Raw genomic sequence first — 18,152 nt, 5'->3', positions numbered from 1 at the left:
AAAAAATCAGACCTAAGGTCTGATTTTAATTTTTTAAATTTGTTTATTGGCCTCATAGTTCAATGGATAGAATAGAAGTTTCCTAAACTTTAGATACAGGTTCGATTCCTGTTGAGGCTACAAAAACTTATCCAGCATTGGTTTTTATCCATTTTTAAACCCTTAAATTTTTCCCTTCTTTTTGATAGTACTGCAGTAAAAACTGCAGTAGTTAGAAAATAATTGACATCGGTTTTAGAAAATACAGTCCATACTTTTCTTATATTTTCTTTAATTAAATTTCCAAAAAAATAACCATAACCTCTTCTCAAATATAATTAAGTTAATATTTAATAACTGTTACTTAGAACTATTGAAAAGCGTTAATCACTCTAAATCATCAACAACTATTATTCCTAATATTATAACACCTAATGGAGATGGAAAAAATGATAAATGGATAATATCTGGTCTTCAAAAATTCCCTAATACAACCATCATAATTATTGATTCAAAAGGAGGTGAAATTTTGAGAAAAAAAGTCAATTTAAATGGAAATGTAAATTTTGAATGGGATGGAAGATATAATAACAAACAATTACCATCGGGTGTATATTGGTATATTTTATTATTTGAGAACGGAGAAGAAAAAAAAGGGTTTTTAGCAATTAAAAATGAATAATCAGAGATTAAATTAATTTAATCTCTGATTTATGAAAAACTGTAAATCGTAAGCAAAAAATGGATACCATTTATAAAAAACTTTAGGAGAGTTTTCAAAAAAAAAAGTTTATTTATTAAATACTTTTATAAATACCTGAAATTTGTTGGAGTAAATGGAATTATAATATCAAATTTACTCAAAGAATATTCAAATAAATATTAACTTATTATTCTTTGATTATTAATTATTATTTGATTTCTAATTCATAAGAATTGTGGATAGGTTGATTCTATTTTTTTATTAGTATTGTATTTTTTTTTCTATTAATATAAAGTTGCTTATTTTTGCTTACATATTATGGAAATGCTAAGGCTTACAGAAAGGATTCTTTCTTTTGAAAACTTTAATTCAGCAGTGATTGATTTTATAAAGCAATCATTGAATAATTTTTATGAGAGACACAAGAGTTCAATTATTAATTATGAAAATTGGAAACTTAACTGTGAGAAAGAAGAATACCTTAAAGCACCTGAATATAAATTATATGAAATTAAGAATAGGAATACTTCTGAAAGTATTATTGCTAATGTCAAATGGAAATTTCTATATGAAGGTAACTATTTAGAAGATAAAAGTATTTCAGTTTATTTAGGCAATAAAAATAACTTTCCTGAAGGGAAATTTGATGAAAATATTCCAAAAATAGCCACTGAAAAAATAAGACACTTTTTTTTAGAGAAATCCCCATTAGATATAATTGATACAAAAGACTTATCTTCAATGAAATATGAGGTTGAATTGTATGAATATTGGAAAGAGAAATTAAAAGAGCTAGAATACCGATTATCTCCTATTTATTATCTTTCTCAATCAAAAAAAGACCAATCTGACAAGGTAATAATTAACATAAAATGGGGATTTAATATCCCAAACAAAGAAAAAGCTCCCCGTTATCTTCTTAAAAGATATACTTTAAAACAAAAAAGTATTGAAAATTACCAAAAAGAAGATTTAGATAGAGAAATTCGTCAAGTAATTTCTCAATTTTTAGATAAAAATCACCCTGTTTTCATCAATATCCCTAAAAATAAATAGCCTGAAAAAGGCATGAATAGGCAGTTTTGAAAAAATAATAAAAATAGTTGCAAAAACGTTTGCTATTTTCCGAAATGCTTATTAGCTTTGACTCGAGATTAGATGATGTAATAATTTCAATAATGAATAAATAACATTATAAGGGGAAAAAACATTTTTAAATTCGTTTGCGTTTTTCCAAAATGTTATTTTTAATAATGTAAGTTATTAATTCATCTTATTTCCTGCCGGCAGAGACGATAAAACGTCATTAAAAAATATTGAGAGGAGAAACTCAAAATCTAAAACCCGAAGCAACCAATCGTTATGGTTTTTATTTAAAAAAAAAGTATTATGAACATTAAAGTTATGCCAAAATTTTCTTTGGTGGCTACAAATCTTTTAAAAACAAATTCAACCTTAAATTCTTTATACTCAACTCCTGAGAATTATGAAGAAATTCGAGAAAACATTAGAGAATTCGGTATATTAACACCTTTATTAATTAGCAGGAACTATGAAATTATTTCAGGCAATTTAAGATATCAAATAGCTTTAGAACTAAACATTAATGAAATACCTGTTGTCTTTATTGATGTTGAAGAATGTGATAAAGATATTCTTGCAGTTTCTTCTAATCAATTCAGAAAGAAAACTTTAGTTGAAATTGCTACTGAAATAAGATTTTTTGAAAAATATTACTCATTAAAAAGAGGACAAAGAACAGATTTAGACCCTCAGTTAAAAATTGTAAAAGAAGAAAAAGATGCTGTCTTAAATAAAATAGGAAAATATACAGTCAATAAACTTAAAGCTATTGAAAAAAAGGTTTTTCTACTTTATGGTAATGATATTGAAAAATTAAATTTGGAACTGTCAAAAGTAGATAAGAATGAAATTACTTTAAATCAATTAGATATAAAATTAGAAGAAAAACTTCTTAAGAAAAATAATGAGGATAAAATTCCTGAGTTTTATGAATTGATTTCCGATAAAGCATGTATATACAATAAGTCTTGTGAAAATATGAGTGAAATTCCTGATGGATACATTCAAACCATTATGACATCTCCACCATATTTTAATATGAGAGACTATGGTATTGGCAAGAACCAATTAGGCTTAGAAAAAGAAAAAGAAACCTATGTTTATAATTTAGTAGAATTATTTGAAGACGCAAAAAGAGTTTTAAGTAATGAGGGGTCTTTATTTGTCAATATTAACGATTGTATTATTGATGGAGAGTACCAATCTGTTCCTGAATTATTTTTATGTGAAATGATAAAAAAAGGCTGGAAATATATAGACCAATATCAATGGATAAAACCTAATAGTCAATATAGTACAGGGAAAAGAAGTCTTAGAAATTTTGAACCTATTTACCATTTTGTGAAAGATATAAAAAACTACTACTACGATGAAGAATGGTTGAAAGATTTTATTGACGAAAATAACACAATATCAGTAGGGACCAACTTAAAGGCTCCAAAATTAATATCAGGTATTGATTTTAGAGATAACATAATAAAACATAATATTTCAAATACTGTAGAATTAAGAAACAAATGTTTAGAAAAAGGTTTTTTAATGGAACACTCTGCGACATTCCCCATCACGCTACCGTTAATATTTACATTATCCACATCAAATCCGGGAGATACAATATTAGATATGTTTAGCGGAACCTCAACTACAGGAGAGGCTTCATTATTAACTAACAGAAGATATATTGGTTATGAATTGAGTCCTCAGTTTGTTATGGCTTCTGAAATAAGGCTTTCTGATTATATTCTTGAAAATGTAGCCTAAAAATAGTTAATTGGTTTCAAAAATCCGTAAAATGATTACGGATTTTTTTCATACCCCCTTCCTTCCCTCCTTCCTTACTTCTTGTTGCAAGTATCCCCCCGTCATTACTATCAATTGTTTTTATTTCCTCCATCAGAGCAAAATGTGAAATTTCTTATAAAAATTAAAAAAAATTTTTTAGAAAAATTCTAACATTTTCTGAATTACTACTATTTATAGTTAAGATTTTTTAGCACCTAATTAAAATAATAATATAGTAAATTATTAAACAATAAACATTGAAAATAATGATAAATGTGTGGTTTATTTACCTTTTATCAACACTAATACTGACATTATTTGCCAGGAACTGTTATTAGTAGTTTAAGATTAAATGTCTGTAACTACTCCCAATCAATAAAAAGGGATTATCCCTTATGTAAAACAAACACTTATTTTATGAATTTAGTGAGAAAAAGAATAAAGAACATCATAAAAAATATGAAAGAAGAAAGAAACAACAATGTTACTTCGGATAAGGAATATGTATTTTTAGAATTAACCATTAGCTATAAAGAGTTTTTTTCTAAATGTTCCTCCATTGGTGATTTTATGAAAAAATTAAAAAATGGAAAAATAAGTTTTCCCCACACTGAAGATTTTGGCAGACCCAAACAAAACAACAGAGAATACTTTAATGACCTTATAGGCGAAGGAGGTTTTTATCGTTATGAAATATCAGACAAAGTGGTAAATTTTGATATTTTCTTTCAAATCAAAAGGGATTTTGATGAAAGAATAGATAAAGATATAATCGTTTCAAGAATCAATAAAATCATATCACCACTTAATATTTCTATTGAAGTTGGAGACAAAACAAAACTTAGAAATAAGCTTGAAAATTTGTCCCAACTGAATATCGGCTGGAATGTATTTGGTTCAGAATTTAGAAATTGGAGTGTTAAATAAATCTTAACTTAATATCATCTATGGGTGCATAAGAATATGCCCCAACAAAACTAATTAAAATATTCAAAAGCTTCAAAAGTTCATTTCTTATAATTAACTTTTCCGTAATTGTTGGAGAATTTTTTAATTTAATATTTACATCCAATACTTTTGGACAATAAATATTGTAATTTTCCCTGTTAGCTATATACTGAAGTGGGTTTATTCTTGCCGCTAAAAATTCTTTGCAATCTTTTTTCATTATTCTATTTAATAACTTATTTAGCATAGTTATTTCATATTCATAATCGTTCATAATAATTGTAATTTAGTTCCTACTTTTTTTACTTTGACAATTGTTCCTAGCGATACTTTACAAATTTTACTTATTTCCCTAAAACTATATCCTTTTTTGAGATAATCTAATACCTTCTTAGATTTAGGCTTATTGATAAAATCACTTTCTCTTTCTTTAGTTCCAACTTTTCTACCCAAGGCTCCTCCTTTCTGAATATAAATTAACCTACCCACACGGGTTCTTTCTCTAATATTTTCCAACTCCATTTCATAAAGAGATGACATTACGGAAGAAATCATCCTCCATATAGGATTTTTGACTCCATTGGGTCTTGAATACAAACCGATATTTCTGACATAAACATTTACTCCATACTTCTCTAACCAATCAAGAGTGTTGATTACATCACCTGTGTTCCTTCCAAGTCTTGAAAACTCCTCAACCACTATTTCTTTTATCTTATGTTTCTCAACTAATATTTTAAGTTCTGAACCTTTTGTTCTTTCAAAAAAAGGAACCGAACCTGAAACCTTATCAAACAATACTAAATCATATTTTTCTGTATCTTCCTCAAATCTATTTCCTGTTTGGGAAATGGAGCTTACACGATTGTATTTAACTCTCATAATTGTACTATTTTATATCCCAATGCTAATTTAGAGCGAAAAAGCCGATTTGCCTAAATTTTCCTTTATTAATGCGGGATACAAAGTGTTTCAATTTTTATTTTGATTTATTTAGGAATAGTTTCAATTTTATGGAAAATCTAATGATACAATTAATGAAATTATTTTAGAGAATAAAAAGCATAAAAATAAGTGGCAATTTTATGAAATAAATTTAGATAATGATTCTTTCGCTGTGTATTCTGATGGCAATAAAACTTATATTAAATTAAAGTGAAAAAGAAAAACACTGAAAATTTGAATAATGTAAAAATTTATGGATTATACATACTTGCCAACCCTGTTTTTTCTAAAAAATCTTCAAACCTAATAATTGTTTGAGCAGAATAAACGCTTGACAATTCTATTCCTATATAATCACATTCGTTAGCATAGGCAATCAATCCCGTTGTACCCAACCCGTTAAAAATATCCATAACAGAATCACCCGATTCTGTGGTTGATAAAATACATATCATTGGAATTTCAAGGTCATAAAGTGCATTGTGTTGAAGATGAAACCCTTTTGATTGAAGAAGTTTTTTAAGATATGAATTATTTATTACATTCGTTTCAATTAAACTATTAACAAAACCTTCTCCATTTCTTTCATTTCTTTCATCCTTATTAGTTGGGTATATAAAAACATTTCTGAATTTTCTTTTTTTGTCTTTATCTCCGTATGTTATTTTTCCTAAAAATTCATCGGCACTATCATACCAATCATCTTTCCATTTATATTTTTTTGTATCTAAAACAAAATGAAAGATATGTTCCATAGATGGTTGAAATACATCATTATTATCATATGGTGGATTATTCTTAAACCAAATGCATTTTTGTGCAGTTATAAACCCTTCATTTTCTAAAGCAATTAAAAGTTTTTCAGGAACATTAAAATATTTTCCTTCTTTCCTAACGTCCATTACTTTTACCCATATACTACCTGTGTTTTTTAATGTCCTTTTAAATTCTAAAAGGTATTTCACCATTTTCGCCACATACTCTTCAGGAGTTTTTTCGTGTCCAAGTTGTTCTAATTCTTCATTAACAAAACCTTTTTTGATGTTTTTTTTATCCTCAGAATAGGTTCTTATACCATTATAATATGGAGGTGATGTACATACACAATCTATACTATTATCTTCTACAATATCACTTAAGTCATCACAACTTCTTGTGAAAATTCTAAAATTTTTAAATTTACTGATGTCTATTTTTTTTGCCAATTTATTATTTAAAATTTCTCCATCAATTTCTTTTAGTTTTTTATGAATAGCACTTATAGATTTTGTTTTAATATCATTTTCTAATTTTCTCCATAAATCATCATCAGTCAAATCATCTTCAATCTTTTTGATTAACTTATAGGATTCTAAAACTCTTTTAATAGTTGTTTCTGAGTAAGGGGAGTTTTTCATCAACAAGTCTCTTTCCTCTCTACCTAATTTGTTTTTTATTTCATTTCCCTTTCCTCTATTAATTTTGTAATAATCGCCAATAATTTTGTATTCTCTTGCAATTTGAATTTCATTTTTTATTCTTTGAAGTTGAAGTGAAACTATCATATATTCTGTTATATTTTCATCTTCAATGTCTTTAATTATTACGGGAATTTCTTTAATTACTGAACTTTTTACAGCACAATAATATCTTCTGTTCCCCGAGATTATTAGACCCGATTTTGCTATTATTAGAGGGGTCTGAATTCCATTTTCAACTATATTTTCATAAAATTTTATATCTTCATAAGACTGAAATGAAAATTTCCCGTATAATTTATCAATAAAAGGGTTTGGAAATATTTTTGATTTGTGAATTTTTTTATTTGCATAATTAATCAAAATAAGTTCGGAATCTTTTTGACATATAGTCTCTTACTTTTTTCTTTGAATCTAAAATTAGATTTTCATCATCAATACCTTTGTAATTTTCAACTAATCCAATTTCAACTTGCATTTTATGTTTCATAACTTTATCCGGCACAGGAATTAATGATTTTCCAACATACATTTTTTCATTATTAATGTCAGAAATAATAATTTCAATTTTAGGTTCATAAAAAGGTTGAAGATGATTATAGGCTGGAGTTAATTCATCAAGAATTATTTCAAGTTCTTTAATCTTGTTAAGAATAATTTCTCGGTCATTTTTTTAGAGTTAAATAACCTTCTTCGTTTAATGATATTAAAAGACCCATAAATTAAAAATTTACTATGCAATTTAGCAATTTTTGAAAGTTCAATTGGTCTCTTAAGAAGATAATTTTACAAGTAGGTATTAGCACATCCGTTTGAACATTAATTTAATAAAACACATTTATTGTGAATGTGTTTTTATTTTAGTATTTTTAACTTACTAAACACAAAATACATAGGCTACAATATTGTAGCTTAATATATTTTTTTTTATATTGCTTTCTTTTAGAAAAAGAAGTTTTTATGGAGAAGAACAAAAACAATAGCCAAGTAAAATCAAAAAAAAGAGTTTCTGACCACGGAGAAGTTTTTACAAACGAAAGAGAGGTAAATGCAATGCTTGACCTTGTAAAGCAAGAAACAGAAAGGATTGAATCAACCTTTTTGGAACCTGCTTGTGGGAATGGAAATTTTTTAGCAGAAGTATTAAGACGAAAATTAAAAGTTGTTACTGATAGATATAAAAAAAGTCAATTTGAATGGGAAAGATATGCAGTTATAGCAATATCAAGTATCTATGGAGTTGATATATTAGAGGACAACGCACAAGAATGTAGGGAGCGATTATTTAACATCTTCAATGAGTATTATCAAAAACTATTCAAACAAGAATGTAAAGAGGAATGTAAAAGAAGTGTAAAATATCTTTTACATAGAAATGTATTGTGGGGAGACGCCTTGGACTTCACTAACCCCGTAACAAAAAAACCTATTATTTTTTCTGAATGGAAACCAATTAACGGAACTTTGATTAAAAGAAAAGATTATATGTTCCAATTCCTTGTTGAAAAAAGTATGCAATTAACTTTTTTTGATGAAAATAACTCAGCACAATATTTTGACCAAGAAATTCAAGATTACAAACCTATTCACTTCCTAAAACTTGGAGACGATGATACAAACGAGTTATAACCCCGATGTGCTTTCTTGCCTTGCCAATTTAAGTAATGATGAGGTATTTACACCACCATCTTTGGTTAATGATATTTTAGATTTACTTCCAATTGAAATATGGAGTAACCCTGATACAAAATTTTTAGACCCAGTTTCAAAAAGCGGTGTATTTTTAAGAGAAATAGCCAAAAGATTAGATAAGGGTTTAGAAAATATTATTGCTGACAAAAAAGAAAGAATAAATCATATATTCAAGAATCAACTATATGGAATCGCAATAACCGAACTAACCTCATTACTTTCAAGAAGGAGTGTGTATGGCTCTAAAATAGCAAACGGGCAATATTCTTTCTGCGATTCTTTTAGTGATGAACAAGGTAATATTCGTTATGAACGATTAAATCATTCTTGGCAAGGAGGAAAATGTATTTTTTGTGGAGCAAGTCAAGAGGTATATGACAGAGAAGATGAATTAGAAACCTACGCTTACAATTTTATTCATACAAACAACCCTGAAACTATTTTTAATATGAAATTTGATGTAATTATTGGAAACCCTCCATATCAATTAAATGATGGTGGTAATTCAAAAAGTGCAAAACCAATTTATCATAAATTTATTGAGCAAGCTAAAAAATTAAACCCGAAATTTTTAACTATGATAATACCCGCAAGATGGTATGCCGGAGGAAAGGGTTTAGATAATTTCAGAGCTGAAATGCTTTCTGATAAAAGAATTAGAAAATTAGTTGATTTTGAAAATTCAAACGAAGTATTTCCTGGCGTTGATGTTGCTGGAGGTATATGTTACTTTCTTTGGGATAGAGATTATAAGGGAGTTTGTGAAATGGAAAATATTGTTGAAGGAAAAAAAGTGAAATCTGAAAGATATTTGGATGAATTCCCTATTCTTGTTAGAAATGGCAAAGCAATTCCTATAATTCACAAAGTATTATCCAAAAATGAAAATAATGGTAAAAGATTAAGTGAAATAGTTTCTTCAAGAAAACCATTCGGTTTGCCAACAAATTACTCTCCTAAAAATGTTGGAATTCCTTGTTGGTTTATTCAAAAAATTGGATTAAAATTCGCAAATGAAAAGGATGTAACAGATGACAATAAAATTATAAATAAATGGAAATTTATAGCCCCTAAATCACCAATTGCTGGTCAAACAGATTTTGCAAAACCAGTTGGGTTTTATTATGACGGTAATACAAAAATTGCAAAACCTGGTGAATGTTGTACTGAATCATACATTGTTTTAGGTGCATTTACTTCAGAAAAAGAAGTATTAGCTTATAAATCATATATTTTCACTAAGATTGTTAGATTTTTACTTTTACAAACTGTTGTTTCACAAGATGTAACAAAAAATAACTTCCAATTTGTTCCTGACCTTGGAAAATATGAAGGTGAATACACGGATAAAATGCTAATTGAGAGATGGGGAATTACTGAAGATGAATGGTCTTTTATTGACTCCAAAATCAAAAATTTAGGTGTAAATGATAATGTTGAATCAGATGAGTAAAAAAACATTCTTTCCATCACGACCTGAAATAAATCCAACAATCTATGTTTATGAATTAGTTGGTGTTCCATCACAACAGGGATGGTTAAAAGTGGGTTACACCGATAGAGATGCTCAAACAAGAATTAAAGAGCAACTTCAAACATCAGCAGTAAAATATAAAATATTGTTGGAAGAAACTGCAATGAAAAATGATGGAGGTTCTTTTACAGATAAAGATGTACATCGTATTTTACGAAAAAAGAGAATAAAAAATCCGGAAGGAGAATGGTTTGTCTGTGACTTAACCCCTATCCAAGTTGCAATTAACGAATTAAGAACAGGGGTTAGAACAGAAGAAAATAGAACCAACTCATTTGGGATGAGACCTGAACAAGAAGAGGCGGTAAATAAAACCATAACTTACTTTGATAGTTTCAAAAAAGAGAATCCTACTAAAACCCCACATTTCCTATGGAATGCAAAAATGAGGTTTGGTAAAACTTTTGCCACCTATCAATTGGCAAAGAAAAAAGGATGGAAAAAGATATTGGTCTTAACCTTCAAACCTGCCGTTCAAAATGCTTGGGACGAAGATTTAATGACCCATACTGATTTTGAAGGTTGGCAGTTTATTTCCCGTAACGGAATGAGTTTTGAAGAAGCAGACCCTAAAAAACCAATTGTTTGTTTTGGTTCGTTTCAAGATTATTTAGGAAAAAATGATGCCGGAGGAATTAAAGCAAGAAACGAATGGGTTCATACCACTAATTGGGATATTGTGGTTTTTGATGAATACCACTATGGTGCTTGGAGAGAAAATGCAAAAGACTTATTTGAAGCAGAGGGTGCTAAAGAAGCAAAATTTGCTGAAGGTGAAGGGATGGAGTTTTTTGAGGAGGAAAATATGCCCATCACCACCAATCATTACTTATATCTTTCCGGCACACCATTTAGAGCGATAGCATCAGGCGAATTTATTGAAGAGCAAATTTTCAATTGGACTTATTCTGATGAACAAAGAGCAAAAGAAAATTGGAGTGGTGACAATAATCCATATTTATCGTTACCGAGAATGGTAATGATGACCTATCAACTACCTGATTCCATTAGACAAATTGCTCTTCAAGGAGAATTTGATGGATTTGATTTGAATGTGTTTTTCTCGGCTGATGGGACAGGTGACAATGCTAAATTCAAGTATGAAAATGAAGTTCAAAAGTGGTTGGATTTAATCCGTGGTTCGTTTTCTGAAACAACTATTGACGACCTAAAATTAGGTGCTTCTAAACCTCCACTACCCTTTTCGCATGCTCCATTGTTGCGTGTATTAAATCATACATTTTGGTTTCTGCCATCCGTTTCCTCTTGTTTTGCAATGGCAAATCTTTTGAAAAGTAGAAATAATATTTTTTATCATTCCTATAAAGTTATAATTTCGGCTGGAACTCAAGCAGGTATTGGAGTAAATGCACTACCTCCTGTTTTAGAAGGGATGACTAATAACCCTCTTGAGTCTAAAACGATAACCCTTTCTTGTGGTAAATTAACAACAGGTGTTTCAGTTAAGCCTTGGACAGGTATTTTTATGTTACGAAATTCTTCAAGTCCTGAAACATACTTTCAAGCGGCATTTAGAGTTCAAACGCCTTGGACTATCAAAAATCCTGATGACAAGTCACCAAACAAAGTAGAAATACTCAAAGAGGAATGTTATGTGTTTGACTTTGCTCCTGATAGAGCATTAAGACAAATTGCAGATTATAGTTGCAGATTAAATGTTAATGATGCGAATCCTGAAAAGAAGGTTGAAGAGTTTATTAACTTCCTTCCTGTATTAGCTTATGATGGTTCATCAATGAAACAAATTGATGCGGCTGGCATTTTAGATATGGCAATGAGTGGAACCACCGCAACTCTTTTGGCAAGAAGATGGGAAAGTGCATTGTTGGTTAATGTTGATAATAACACTCTATCACGATTGATGTCAAATGATGAAGCAATGAAAGCTCTTATGAATATTGAAGGTTTCCGTAACTTAAATCAAGACATTGAAACCATCATAAATAAATCTGAATCTGTTAAAAAAGCTAAAAAAGAAGCAAACGAAAGAGATTTAACTCCGAAGGAAAAAAAAGAACTCACAGAGGACGAGAAGGAATACAAGAGTTTAAGAAAACAGATACAAGATAAACTTATAAAATTTGCAACTCGTGTCCCTGTGTTTATGTATCTAACTGATTATCGAGAAAGAAGTTTGAAGGATGTTATTACACAACTTGAGCCAGGATTATTTAAGAAGGTTACAGGACTTTCCGTAAAAGATTTTGAACTACTTGTAAGTTTGGGTGTATTCAATTCTGCTTTAATGAACGATGCTGTTTATAAATTCAAGCGATATGAAGATTCAAGTTTATCTTATGTGGGTATAAATAAACACGAAGGAGAAGATATTGGACTTTACGACACTATCGTTAAAAGAACAGATTATGATGAATCTTTTTTGAATGAAAATTAGACAAAAAAAGAATCAACAATGACCATTTGAATTATATGAAGTTTTGATAGATTAGGTGGTAAATTAGTAATAGGTAAATTTAGACTTGACAATAAAAGAAAAGAACATAATAATTTATTTAAAACTATTTACTAATTCTGCCAATTCTTTATTAATTAGTTCTAAATCACCTATATGTCCCCAAGTTTGATTTTTTTCGAAGTTAATTTTATGTAATTTAATTTTTTCCTGTAATTCTTGAATTTTTAAATTAATTAAATTTTGTAGTTCTTGATATTTTGTTTCCATTATTTTATTTTTTTTAAAATTACAATATTTATCTAAAATTTAGTCGAAAATTATTTTAAGCTTGATTTTAATTAAATATGGACTATTTATTATAGTAAGTAAATTATCAAATGGAAATTATTAATTCATCTTAAAAAAATAAACATAAACGACAGGTCTTGAAAAAGACCTGATAAAGCCAACCAAGAGAAAAAGTGGATATGAAGTTGGCGAATGAATTATTATATATAAAAATCCCCATTGAACGGAGTTGGATAGATGGGGTCGGAGATAATCTCTGATAAAGACTCACGGGGCTGAGAAATCAGTTGAAGAACCAAGGCTGTAAAAAGTCGTAATCTAGAACCTAGATTACCCCAACCCAACTCGGAACATAGAATTATTTAAAAAAGAATACAAAAAAAAATTCTAAATAAATCAAAAAAAAATTTGATTAAAACTGTAGTAATATAAAAAAAAATATTACATTGCAAAATAAAAATAATGTAATATAATGAAAATACTAAAATTAAATGAATCAAAATACCAAGAAGTATATACATCCGATTCATACAAAAATTCAAAAGAAATAATTGAGAATTTTTACATCCCGATATTAGAAAAAGATTTTCAAAATTTTATTGAAAATAACAAAGATGTAATAAATACTTATCTGTTTTGGAAAGACAAAATTGAAGAAATTAAATATAGAATAAACCCACCTTTCACACTCTCAATAATCAAAAACAGAAATGCTAAACCAAGTATTGTAGCCAAAATAAAATGGAAGTATAAGTTCAAAGGTAATTACAAAAAAACACCATATATCAGTGTATATATTGGTTCATTAGAACAATATCCAAAGGGACTTAAAGACTCAAATCTATTTTATGATGTGCCAAAAAAAATACAAGAATATCTAAATAAAACCTGTCCTATTGAACTAATATAAATTTATCAAAAATAAACACCCCAACAAAAACATTGCAAAATATTTTCAATGTTTTTGTTTTTTTTTATATCTTTGTTCTCGTAAATAACCTCTAACCTTTTTACAAATATAAATAGGTTAATAAATTAAAAATACTTACTATGGAACTAATTGATATAGAAATGATTAAAATCCCAGCAGAGAGAAAAATTACACTTAACCAAATTATAAAGAAAGAAAGTGAAATTAAAAATCTGAAAATAGATAAAATTCCACCAATTTTAATTGATAGAAATGAAATTGTAGATGGTGTAAAAAGATTTTTAGTTCTAAAAAAATGGGAAATAAAACTAATTCCTGTAGAAAGAATTAATAGAACAGGAAAAATTAATCTAAATACAAAACAAGAAGATAAAAAAGAATATTACAGAAAAATAGCATAAAAATGTCCAAAAAAATTACTTTTATATTGATGAAAACCAAAGATAAAAATCTTGGGACTTTGTATGCAATGATATATGATGGTAAGAAAGTTATTAGTAGAACTTCTTTAGGTGTAAAAGTTCCTTATAACGATTGGATAAAAGGTGCAAATAGGATTAAAAAAAACAATCTCAACGCAAATGAAATTAATAAACTTATAGATGAAAAAATAGAAAATTTTAATATTGAAAATTTAGAATTATCCGATGGTGATGACAACCAATGTGCAATTGAATATATGAGATTGAATTTAGATACTGGTAAGCTTACCAACCCAACTCTAAAAAAATACAATAATATTCTAAAAAATTTCCAAAAAGTTATTTACAAAAATCTTGGTATGCAATCATTACCATTCAAGAAATTAAGAGATTTGAAATTTATACAAATTTTAAAATCTGAAATCAGAAAAAGTAATAGAAATCCCGGAAAATTCAAAACTAATGCAAGTTGGAAGTGCTATATGTCTGTATTTAGTCATTACATAAGTCATTGGAATGAAAATAGTGGCACTCAATTTCCTATAAATACTAATCCACTTACTTCTAATATAGGAAAAAACCCAAAGAAAATTGTTAATACCTTAACCCACAAAGAAATAAAACTAATTGAAGATTATAACCCATTTGGATATAAATCAGGTGAAACTAAACTATTATCTAAATCTTTATTTTTATTTCAATATAACACAGGGGGTATTAGAATTCAAGATGCCTTACTACTTACCAATAAAAGCATAAAAGAAAAGGGTATAGAAATAAAGATAAAAAAAAGTGAAAGAGTAGAATTATTCCCTTTCAATTATGAACAAGTAACAGCACTAAAAAATTATTATCCCAATGAATACCACACTGCAAACACAAAAGTAAAATTAGGGGATTTAAGTTTGAACACCTCTACTATTGAGATTCTTAATAGAATAGAAGGTTTAGACAACTTAAATGAAATGAACACTACGGATGTACAAGAATTAATCCAAAAAATCGTTAATCTATCGAAAAACAATTTTGAGCTAAAACAACTTATAGAACCTCTATATGAAGTTGAAGAAATAATAAAAGAAGAACTTACTCTTACTTTCTTTAGAATGATTAAAAAATTACCAACGCAATTCTTATTTCCAAAATTAAATTGGGAAGAATTCAAATCATCTTATAATAATAAGCAAGATGAATGGGAGAGATTAAATGAAAAACAGGAATATCTCATCCATAAAGCAAAAGCAAGTCATAATAGTAACTTAAGAAGAATTTCTAATCATCTCAACATCACAAAAATAACAGGTCACTCCCCTAGGCATACTCTTGCAAATCATTTATTACAAGCTAAAATACCAATCCAAACAATTCAAAAAATTCTTGTTCATTCAAACATTAATACAACACTAATTTATCTTAATGAAAGACACCACACAGAAGAAGTGAGTTCAACACTAAAAGAAACTACAAAACAATTTAGAAGTTTAAGATTAAAAGAAAAAAATAGAGGATATTAACATCCTCTATTTTTTATACTCTGCAATAAATACTGCAGTAACTACTGCATAATTTAGTAAAAGATTCATAAAACAAAAGTATTAAAACATTGATAATCAATCATTTAAAATCTTAAAAGTTGAATAGAAGTTTCCTAAACTTTAGATCCAAGTTCGATTCTTGGTGGGGCTACTTTTTTAATTAAAAATGGAGAATTGAAAATTGAAAATATATTCAATTATTTTTTATCTACCACAATTCTCTCCTTGCGATTGGCTAATTCCCAAGCTGTAGCAAAAACTAATTGTGCTCTTTTTTGAAGTAATGGATAATCAATCTTTTTTGGATCATCTGTTGGCTGATGATAGTCTTCGTGAATTCCATCAAAGAAAAACGCCACAGGAATGCCGTGTTTTGCAAAATTATAATGGTCACTTCTGTAGTATAATCTCATTGGGTCATTAGGATCATCATATTTATAATTGAGTTCTAGATTTTGAGTGGCTTTATTGGCTGCTACATTTATTTTTTTCAATTCAGCAGAAAGCATATCAGAACCAATTACGTAGACATAATTTTCACCTAAGTTTTCTTTATCACTTCTACCAATCATATCGATATTGAGGTTTACCACCGTATTTTTTAAATCAAATACTGGATTATCTGAATAATATTTAGAACCCAATAAACCGTGTTCTTCACCAGTAACGTGTAAGAAAAGAATGGAACGTTTCGGGCCTTTTCCTGATTTTTTGGCTTGTTGAAAAGCTTCTGCAATTTCCATTACGGCTACTGTCCCACTTCCGTCGTCATCAGCACCATTGTACACTACGCCATTATTAGTCCCAACATGGTCATAATGTGCAGAAATCACAATAATTTCCTCAGGTTTTTCTGTTCCTTTTATAAACGCTAAGATATTTTCTGAATCTGAAAGTTCTCCTCTTCTACTTTTCAAAGCTTCTTTAGGTACTTTTTGATAATAACTCCCTAAAACTTCTGGATAAGAAACCCCAATATTTTTATAGAAATCTATCATATAAACCCCTGCTTTCTTTTGACCTTCAGAGCCGGTTTGTCTGCCTTCCATCTCGTCTGAAGCAATTATCATAAGGTTTTTCTTCAGTTCATCTGCTTTGATGGATTCATAAGCGCTTTTAAAAGCTTTTCCTTCGTAGGATAGATTATTAGAAGCACAACTGTACAATAACACTGAGGCTACTATTGGAACAAAAATTCTCGCTAATTTCATTTTTTCATAATTTTTAATACGTAAAAATAGTATTTTTGATGAAATATCGCTTATGAAACTACCAAAAAAACATAACGGAGCCGAAATCACCATCTTTTCTGAAATGACGGCACTTGCCAATCAATTTGGAGCGGTGAATCTATCTCAAGGTTTTCCTGATGATGATATCGATGAAGCTTTGAAAACATTCCTTGCAGAAGGAACGAATAAAAATTTTAATCAATACGCTCCCAGTTTTGGTTTTCCTGCGTTGATTGAAAATCTCATCACGTTTAATCATGCCAGAAAAACACTGATAGATTTTAATACTTCGGAAATTACAATTACGCCAGGAGCGAGTTATGGAATTTACACGGCGCTTTCTGCTATTTTGGAAATTGGTGATGAAGTCATTGTCCTGGAACCTGCTTATGACAGCTATATTCCATCGATTGAAATGAATGGCGCAAAACCTGTTTTGGTTTCTTTGAATGAAGATTTTTTACCCGATTTTGAGAAAATAAAAGCAGCTATTACTGAAAAAACAAAAGCTATCCTCATCAATTCCCCGCACAATCCTACGGGAAAAATCTGGAGAAAAGAAGACTTTGAACATCTCTATCAAATCATCAAAGACACCGAAATCATCGTTATTTCTGATGAAGTGTATGATTTAATTACCTTTGACAATGCTGAATTTCACAGTGTTTTTCATCATGCGAAAATCAGAAACAGAAGTTTTGCGATTTTTTCTTTTGGGAAAATGTTTCATCTCACCGGCTGGAAAGTTGGGTATGTTTTGGCTTGTGAAGAATTGACCAAAGCTTTTAGAAAAGTGCATCAGTACATCAGTTTCAGTGTGAATACTCCTGCTCAATATGCTTTGGCCAAATATTTAGAGGTTTTTAATCCTGAAGAAAATCAACAGTATTTACAGGAAAAAAGAGATTTCTTTTTAGCACAATTTAAAGATTTGCCTTTTACATTTAAGGAAAAATCAGAAGGAAGCTACTTCCAGATTGCCAGTTATGAGAAAATTTCTGATTTATCTGATAAAGAATTCTGCATTTGGCTCACGAAAGAGCACCAAGTTGCCACAATACCTCTTTGTTCGTTTTATCAAGACCAAAGAAACACAGGATTAATCAGATTCTGCTTCAGTAAAAAGCCAGAAACCATTTTAAAAGCTGCAGAAAACCTAAGAAAATTATTATAAAACCAAAATC

The 18,152-nt window shown here is 28.8% G+C and carries 17 protein-coding genes and 1 tRNA gene; 12 read left to right on the top strand and 6 right to left on the bottom strand.

Annotated elements, in window-relative coordinates:
* The first annotated feature begins 48 nt into the window (after positions 1-48).
* The 5 genes from N7277_RS07785 (at position 49) to N7277_RS07765 (ending at position 4,474) form a co-directional block, all read left to right on the top strand.
* A tRNA-Arg gene (locus tag N7277_RS07785) sits at positions 49-120 on the top strand.
* A 232-nt stretch (positions 121-352) separates the two neighbouring features.
* The gene (locus N7277_RS07780) at positions 353-661 is read left to right on the top strand and encodes a T9SS type B sorting domain-containing protein (protein ID WP_274779006.1); all 309 of its coding nucleotides are present in this window, start codon (positions 353-355) and stop codon (positions 659-661) included.
* A gap of 339 nt (positions 662-1,000) precedes the next feature.
* Positions 1,001-1,738, top strand: a complete 738-nt coding sequence (locus tag N7277_RS07775) for a hypothetical protein (protein ID WP_274779005.1) — start codon at positions 1,001-1,003, stop codon at positions 1,736-1,738.
* A gap of 333 nt (positions 1,739-2,071) precedes the next feature.
* Positions 2,072-3,526, top strand: a complete 1,455-nt coding sequence (locus N7277_RS07770) for a DNA methyltransferase (RefSeq protein WP_274779004.1) — start codon at positions 2,072-2,074, stop codon at positions 3,524-3,526.
* Between the two features lie 480 nt (positions 3,527-4,006).
* Entirely contained in the window at positions 4,007-4,474 is a 468-nt protein-coding gene (locus N7277_RS07765) for a hypothetical protein (RefSeq protein ID WP_274779003.1), read from the top strand.
* Here the strand turns inward: N7277_RS07765 and N7277_RS07760 are convergent.
* From N7277_RS07760 to N7277_RS07745, 4 genes are all read right to left on the bottom strand, one after another.
* A complete protein-coding gene (locus N7277_RS07760) occupies positions 4,467-4,769 on the bottom strand; it encodes a hypothetical protein (protein WP_274779002.1) in 303 nt (100 codons plus the stop codon). The two genes, N7277_RS07765 and N7277_RS07760, sit on opposite strands and share 8 nt — an antisense overlap.
* A complete protein-coding gene (locus tag N7277_RS07755) occupies positions 4,766-5,377 on the bottom strand; it encodes a recombinase family protein (RefSeq protein WP_274779001.1) in 612 nt (203 codons plus the stop codon). The genes N7277_RS07760 and N7277_RS07755 overlap by 4 nt, the downstream gene beginning before the upstream one ends.
* 314 nt (positions 5,378-5,691) lie before the next feature.
* On the bottom strand, positions 5,692-7,260 hold the full coding sequence (locus N7277_RS07750) for a DNA methyltransferase (protein ID WP_274779000.1): 1,569 nt from the start codon (positions 7,258-7,260) through the stop codon (positions 5,692-5,694).
* Positions 7,253-7,429 carry a hypothetical protein gene (locus N7277_RS07745; RefSeq protein ID WP_274778999.1) on the bottom strand — a complete coding sequence of 59 codons (177 nt, stop codon included), beginning with the start codon at positions 7,427-7,429 and terminating at the stop codon, positions 7,253-7,255. The genes N7277_RS07750 and N7277_RS07745 overlap by 8 nt, the downstream gene beginning before the upstream one ends.
* 428 nt (positions 7,430-7,857) lie before the next feature.
* On the opposite strand from N7277_RS07745, the gene N7277_RS07740 reads away from it, so the two are divergent.
* Genes N7277_RS07740 through N7277_RS07730 form a run of 3 tightly spaced genes read left to right on the top strand, consistent with a single transcriptional unit; the run spans position 7,858 to position 12,539 of the window.
* A complete protein-coding gene (locus tag N7277_RS07740; protein WP_274778998.1) occupies positions 7,858-8,526 on the top strand; it encodes an SAM-dependent DNA methyltransferase in 669 nt (222 codons plus the stop codon).
* On the top strand, positions 8,507-10,042 hold the full coding sequence (locus N7277_RS07735; RefSeq protein WP_274778997.1) for an Eco57I restriction-modification methylase domain-containing protein: 1,536 nt from the start codon (positions 8,507-8,509) through the stop codon (positions 10,040-10,042). The genes N7277_RS07740 and N7277_RS07735 overlap by 20 nt, the downstream gene beginning before the upstream one ends.
* Positions 10,035-12,539, top strand: a complete 2,505-nt coding sequence (locus tag N7277_RS07730; protein ID WP_274778996.1) for a GIY-YIG nuclease family protein — start codon at positions 10,035-10,037, stop codon at positions 12,537-12,539. Before N7277_RS07735 ends, N7277_RS07730 begins: the two co-directional genes overlap by 8 nt.
* 114 nt (positions 12,540-12,653) lie before the next feature.
* Here N7277_RS07730 and N7277_RS07725 read toward each other — a convergent pair whose 3' ends face one another.
* The gene (locus tag N7277_RS07725) at positions 12,654-12,827 is read right to left on the bottom strand and encodes a hypothetical protein (protein ID WP_274778995.1); all 174 of its coding nucleotides are present in this window, start codon (positions 12,825-12,827) and stop codon (positions 12,654-12,656) included.
* Positions 12,828-13,320: 493 nt separating this feature from the next.
* Between N7277_RS07725 and N7277_RS07720 the strand changes: the two genes are divergently transcribed.
* From N7277_RS07720 to N7277_RS07710, 3 genes are all read left to right on the top strand, one after another.
* The gene (locus tag N7277_RS07720) at positions 13,321-13,758 is read left to right on the top strand and encodes a hypothetical protein (protein WP_274778994.1); all 438 of its coding nucleotides are present in this window, start codon (positions 13,321-13,323) and stop codon (positions 13,756-13,758) included.
* Positions 13,759-13,898: 140 nt separating this feature from the next.
* On the top strand, positions 13,899-14,180 hold the full coding sequence (locus tag N7277_RS07715; protein ID WP_274778993.1) for a hypothetical protein: 282 nt from the start codon (positions 13,899-13,901) through the stop codon (positions 14,178-14,180).
* A gap of 29 nt (positions 14,181-14,209) precedes the next feature.
* On the top strand, positions 14,210-15,715 hold the full coding sequence (locus tag N7277_RS07710) for a tyrosine-type recombinase/integrase (protein WP_274778992.1): 1,506 nt from the start codon (positions 14,210-14,212) through the stop codon (positions 15,713-15,715).
* Positions 15,716-15,933: 218 nt separating this feature from the next.
* Here the strand turns inward: N7277_RS07710 and N7277_RS07705 are convergent, their stop codons facing one another.
* Positions 15,934-16,947: a M28 family metallopeptidase gene (locus N7277_RS07705; RefSeq protein WP_274778991.1), complete on the bottom strand. Its 1,014-nt coding sequence runs from the start codon at positions 16,945-16,947 to the stop codon at positions 15,934-15,936.
* Between the two features lie 52 nt (positions 16,948-16,999).
* Between N7277_RS07705 and N7277_RS07700 the strand changes: the two genes are divergently transcribed.
* Positions 17,000-18,142, top strand: a complete 1,143-nt coding sequence (locus N7277_RS07700; protein ID WP_274778990.1) for a methionine aminotransferase — start codon at positions 17,000-17,002, stop codon at positions 18,140-18,142.
* Positions 18,143-18,152: the final 10 nt, after the last annotated feature.

The sequence above is a fragment of the Cloacibacterium sp. TD35 genome (assembly GCF_028864635.1).
In the GTDB taxonomy this organism is placed as follows: Bacteria; Bacteroidota; Bacteroidia; order Flavobacteriales; family Weeksellaceae; genus Cloacibacterium.
Note: the sequence above shows the minus strand (reverse complement) of the source record. Positions and strands in the feature narration are given on the sequence as shown.